This is a genomic window from Actinophytocola sp. (assembly GCF_049647105.1).
In the GTDB taxonomy this organism is placed as follows: domain Bacteria; phylum Actinomycetota; class Actinomycetes; order Mycobacteriales; family Pseudonocardiaceae; genus Actinophytocola.
Genome location: NZ_JBARWZ010000129.1, coordinates 1 through 5,059 on the forward strand (window position 1 = coordinate 1; position 5,059 = coordinate 5,059).

The following is a 5,059-nucleotide window of genomic DNA, read 5'->3' on the forward strand; positions in this document are numbered from 1 at the left end:
CCGCGGAGGTGTCGGTCGGCGCGGGCGCCCGGCTGGCCGCGGCGGCGTCGCTGGTGCTGGCCTCGGCGAAGGTGCGCGACCACGTCGACGACGGTGACGGCGCGTTCGGCAGGCGTCCCGTCGCCGGGGCCGGGCGGATGGTGGCGACGCGGTGGGCGCGGCAGGGCGGCTCGTCCGGGCACGGGGTCGGTTTCGATACCGGTGTATTGCTCGATGCCGTCGGCAGGCAGTCGTCCCTGGAGGCCACCGCGGGCCCCGGTGACCTGCTGCTGGTCACCGAACCGACCGAGACCGCGACCGCGGCGGCCTGTGCCCATACGGCTGTATTGGCTGGGCGGCCGGAGAACGAGACGCCGCTGCGCGAGGTCGGCAGGCTCTTCGGCCGCGTGGTGCACCTGGTGGACGCGGTGGAGGACCTCGATGAGGACACCGAGTCAGGTGTATGGAATCCGCTGACGGCCACCGGGACGTCGCTCGAGGAAGCACGGCGGCTGTGCGACGACGCCGTGCTCGGGGTGCGGCTCGCGCTCGCGGACGTGTCGTTCCGCGACAGCGGGCTCGTGCACGCGTTGCTGGTGCACGAGCTGGAGCAGGCCGTGATCCGCGCGTTCGGGCACAAGCACTCGAAGCCCGGCGAGGTGCACGACGGCAAGGGCGGTGGCCTGTGGCTGCCGAAGTTCCGGGTGCCGCCGCGCAGGCGAGGGGCGTTCGCGGGCTGCGGCATCGCGCTGTGGCAGTGCTGCACCTGCCAGTTCTGCTGCCGCGACCCGTGGCCGGGCCCGTGGTCCGGCGAGCCGCACGGCTCCTCCTGCGACGGTGACTGCGGCTGCGGCGACTGCTGCGGCAGGGGCAAGGGCGACGGCGACGGCTGTGACTGCTGCTGCTGCGACTGCGACTGCGACTGCAGCTGAAAACCGCCCCTGACCAGGGCGAACGAAAATTGTCGGTGGCCCGGCGTAGCCTTTCCGTCGTGGCAATCGTGACTGCTAGCTCCGAGTTCCGGCCCATCGGTGACATCCCCCGCACCGACGGGCAGTTCCGCATGGTCAGCGACTACCAGCCCGCCGGTGACCAGCCCGCGGCGATCGATGATCTGGAGCGCCGCATCCATGCGGGCGAGAAGGACATCGTGCTGCTCGGCGCCACCGGCACGGGCAAGTCGGCGACCACGGCGTGGCTGATCGAACGGTTGCAGCGGCCGACGCTGCTGATCGCGCCGAACAAGACCCTGGCCGCGCAGCTGGCCAACGAGCTGCGGGAGTTCTTCCCGGACAACGCGGTCGAGTACTTCGTCAGCTACTACGACTACTACCAGCCGGAGGCGTACGTCCCGCAGACGGACACCTACATCGAGAAGGATTCGTCCATCAACGAGGACGTCGAGCGGCTGCGGCACTCGTCGACCTGGAGCCTGCTGTCCAGGCGGGACGTGATCGTGGTCGCGTCGGTGTCGTGCATCTACGGTCTCGGCAGCCCGCAGGAGTACCTCGACCGGACGATCGCGCTGTCGGTCGGTGAGGAGGTCGACCGGGACACGTTGCTGCGCGCGCTGGTCGACGTCCAGTACACCCGCAACGACGTCTCGTTCAGCCGCGGCACGTTCCGCGTCCGCGGCGACACGCTGGAGATCATCCCGGCGTACGAGGAGCTCGCGGTCCGCATCGAGTTCTTCGGTGACGAGGTCGAGGCGCTCTACTACCTGCACCCGCTGACCGGCGACATCGTCAAGCAGGTCGAGAAGGTCCGCATCTCCCCGGCAACGCACTACGTCGCGGGCCCCGAGCGCATGGAGCGCGCGATCAAGGGGATCGAGGAGGAGCTGGAGCAGCAGCTCGCGAAGATGGAGAAGCAGGGCAAGCTGCTTGAGGCGCAGAGGCTGCGCATGCGCACCGCGTACGACATCGAGATGATGCGTCAGGTCGGGTTCTGCTCCGGCATCGAGAACTACTCGCGCCACATCGACTGGCGCGCGGCGGGCACCGCACCCGCGACGCTGCTCGACTACTTCCCCGAGGATTTCCTGCTGGTCATCGACGAGTCGCACGTGACGGTGCCGCAGGTCGGCGGCATGTACGAAGGCGACATGTCCCGAAAGCGGACCCTGGTCGAACACGGCTTCCGCCTGCCGAGCGCCATGGACAACCGCCCGCTCACCTGGGAGGAGTTCCAGGACCGCATCGGCCAGACCGTGTACCTGTCCGCGACACCGGGCCCGTACGAGATGGGCCAGGCGGGCGGCGAGTTCGTCGAACAGGTCATCCGCCCGACGGGCCTGATCGACCCCGAGGTGATCGTCAAGCCGACCGAGGGCCAGATCGACGACCTGGTGCACGAGATCCGCATCCGCGCGGAACGTGACGAGCGCGTGCTGGTCACGACGCTGACGAAGAAGATGTCCGAGGACCTGACGGACTACCTGCTGGAGCTGGGCATCCGCGTCCGCTACCTGCACTCCGAGGTGGACACGCTGCGCCGCGTGGAACTGCTCCGGCAGTTGCGTCTTGGCGAGTTCGACGTGCTGGTGGGCATCAACCTGCTGCGTGAGGGCCTTGACCTGCCGGAGGTGTCGCTGGTCGCGATTCTCGACGCGGACAAGGAAGGCTTCCTGCGGTCCGGCACCAGCCTGGTGCAGACCATCGGCCGCGCGGCCCGCAACGTGTCGGGTCAGGTGCACATGTACGCCGACCGCATCACCGACTCGATGAAACACGCCATCGACGAGACGAACCGCAGGCGCGCCAAGCAGATCGCGTACAACGAGGAACGCGGCATCGACCCCCAGCCACTACGCAAGAAGATCGCGGACATCCTGGACCGCGTCTACACGGAAGCCGCCGAAGGCGACGAGGTCCCGATCGGCGGCTCAGGCCGCAACGCCTCCCGAGGCCGCCGCGCAGCGGGCGAGCCAGGCGGCCGCTCGTCGGGCGTGTACGTCAAGGAGAACGTCGGGTCCATGGCGAGGTCCGAGTTGGCGGACCTGGTCCAGCAGCTGACGGACCAGATGATGAACGCGGCACGTGACCTGCAGTTCGAGCTGGCGGCCCGGTTGCGTGACGAGATCGCGGATCTGAAGAAGGAGCTGCGCGGCATGGACGCTGCCGGAGTCAAGTGAGCTGACCGCTGCCAGGACCGCGGCCCCGCCGCGCTGGGCACCCGCACCCGTCGCCGCAGCGTGATGTCCCCGGCCGGCTTCGCTGGTTTCGGCCACCTCGCTCCCGACGCGTCACCCCGGCGTCGCTTCCTCGGCCCGGCGATTCTGCTCGGCCTTAGCGCGGACCTGTGTCGTCGCACGTGTTCGCTGTCTCGCCTGCCTTCTCCTGTTGTGCCAGGGATCCTCGTTTTGTCGCTTCGGCGGGGTTGCGCGGGCATCATGAGTAGCGTGACCGACGTTGTCGCTCGTTACTTCGAGATGTGGAACTCCGGGGATGTGGGGATTGCACGCGAGGTGCTGTCGCCAGGGTGGGTGGATCACGGGCATCCGGAGATCGACGGTGTCGCCGACGTCGAGCATGCCGTCGCCGCGGTGCGGGCGGTTTCGCCCGGGCTGCGGTTCGACGTCGACGACATCCTTCAGGGCGACGGGGACCTCGTCGCGGTGCTTGGGCGGGTCGGCGGGCGGCGGCTGGTCTGGGTCGTCCGGCTGGCGGACGGGCTCATGGCCGAAATGTGGACCTACACCACCAGCACTCTCGGCGGCGACGACTAGCGTCGTGGCTTCACGTCATCCGCCCCCGGCGCCGGGGGCGCTTACTCGACCGGTGCGTTCTGGCGGCCTTCGCGTTGCAGCCTGCGCCAGCCGCCCGCCCGGTTGTTCGCGATGATCTGGCGGAACATGGCCAGCAGCGCGGGCTTGTTGACCGGCTCGCCGTCGCGGAAGGACACCGTACGCGCGGTCTTGTTGTCGTGCCCGGCCGTGATGATGCCCTCCGGGTCGGGCACCATCGCGCCGTCGTACACGAACACGTTCACGTGCGTCTTCGCCGCCAGCAGGGCACACACGTTCCCTTCCAGCACGAAGTACGGCTGCACCGACCGCTTGATCGTCTCCTCGACCCCGGGGTCCGCCGCGTGGACCAGGTCACGCACCTCGCGGCAGATCTCCTGCTGCCACCCGGGCAGCAGGCCGATGTAGTCGTCGACGCGTGGGTCGGTTTCGTAGTCCACACCGCGACACTAGTGTCCCGAACCGGAAATGCGGTGCGTGAGTCGGTGGATCCAGGTTTCTGCTGGCAAGGCACCGATCCTCCCTCGTACCGGGTTGTACTTGGGTGGATCGGCAACGCCGCCAGAAGGAAGCTGGGCCGCCGAATCAGGTGCCAGATTTCCGGTTCGGGACACTCGCGCCCAATCTGCGTTAGAACTGGATGGTGACCCGGTCCTTCGCGCCCGTCCTCGTGGTGGCCGCCGCGCTGACGTTCGGCGGCGCGGTCGTGGTCGGGTTCTCCGTGCTGACCGGCGGCGTGGTCCGGGCGCTGGTGGCGGTCGCGGTGGCCGCGGTCGGCGCGGGTGTCACGATGCTGCCGGGTGCCGACGCGGTCGTGCGGTCGGCGGGTAGCGGGCTGGTCGCGTTCGGTGCGGGGCTCCTCGGCAGCACCGCATCGGCCGACCCACTGCGCTACGGCCTGCCGGCACTCGTGCTGCTCGGCCTCGCCGCCACCGGGCCGCGGATCTGGCTCTCCGGCGCCGGCGTGCTGATCGCGCTCGCGCTCCCGGACGGTGTCCTGGTGACACTGGCGGTGCTGCTCACCGCGGTCGTGGTGTGTGCGCCCGTGCGCGCCTGGTGGGGCGATCTCGCGGGAGCGGTCGCGGGTGCCGCCATCCTTGCGCCGGGCACCGTCGTGGCCGCGTCGATCGCCGCGGTGCTGCTCATGGCCGCCGTCGCGCGGCGGGATCTCGTCACGGGGCTGCTCGCCGCCGCCGTCCTCGCCGTGCCAGAACCCGCGCACGCGTGGCCGCTCGCGGTGATCGTCGCCGTGGCGCTGGTGGCCATCCGTGTGCCGCGTGTCCGCGACGCCGTCACCCGCGTGCCCGCCCTGCGGGGCACCCGGCCCGCGTATGC

Annotated in this window: 5 protein-coding genes; 4 read left to right on the forward strand and 1 reads right to left on the reverse strand. The window is 69.8% G+C overall.

Annotated features, from left to right (window positions below; all coding sequences use genetic code 11):
- The 3 genes from WBA97_RS15950 to WBA97_RS15960 form a co-directional block, all read left to right on the forward strand.
- A partial coding sequence (locus WBA97_RS15950; protein WP_424231596.1) for a DUF5685 family protein occupies window positions 1-911 on the forward strand: 911 nt, incomplete at its 5' end.
- Between the two features lie 35 nt (window positions 912-946).
- The gene (uvrB, locus tag WBA97_RS15955; RefSeq protein WP_424231597.1) at window positions 947-3,112 is read left to right on the forward strand and encodes an excinuclease ABC subunit UvrB; all 2,166 of its coding nucleotides are present in this window, start codon (window positions 947-949) and stop codon (window positions 3,110-3,112) included.
- A 267-nt stretch (window positions 3,113-3,379) separates the two neighbouring features.
- Window positions 3,380-3,706, forward strand: a complete 327-nt coding sequence (locus WBA97_RS15960) for a nuclear transport factor 2 family protein (RefSeq protein ID WP_424231598.1) — start codon at window positions 3,380-3,382, stop codon at window positions 3,704-3,706.
- A 41-nt stretch (window positions 3,707-3,747) separates the two neighbouring features.
- On the opposite strand, the gene WBA97_RS15965 is transcribed toward WBA97_RS15960, so the two are convergent.
- Window positions 3,748-4,164: a DUF1801 domain-containing protein gene (locus tag WBA97_RS15965; RefSeq protein ID WP_424231599.1), complete on the reverse strand. Its 417-nt coding sequence runs from the start codon at window positions 4,162-4,164 to the stop codon at window positions 3,748-3,750.
- Window positions 4,165-4,364: 200 nt separating this feature from the next.
- Here WBA97_RS15965 and WBA97_RS15970 point away from each other — a divergent pair.
- Window positions 4,365-5,059, forward strand: a 695-nt coding sequence (locus WBA97_RS15970) for a hypothetical protein (protein ID WP_424231600.1), incomplete at its 3' end; no start/stop codon positions are given.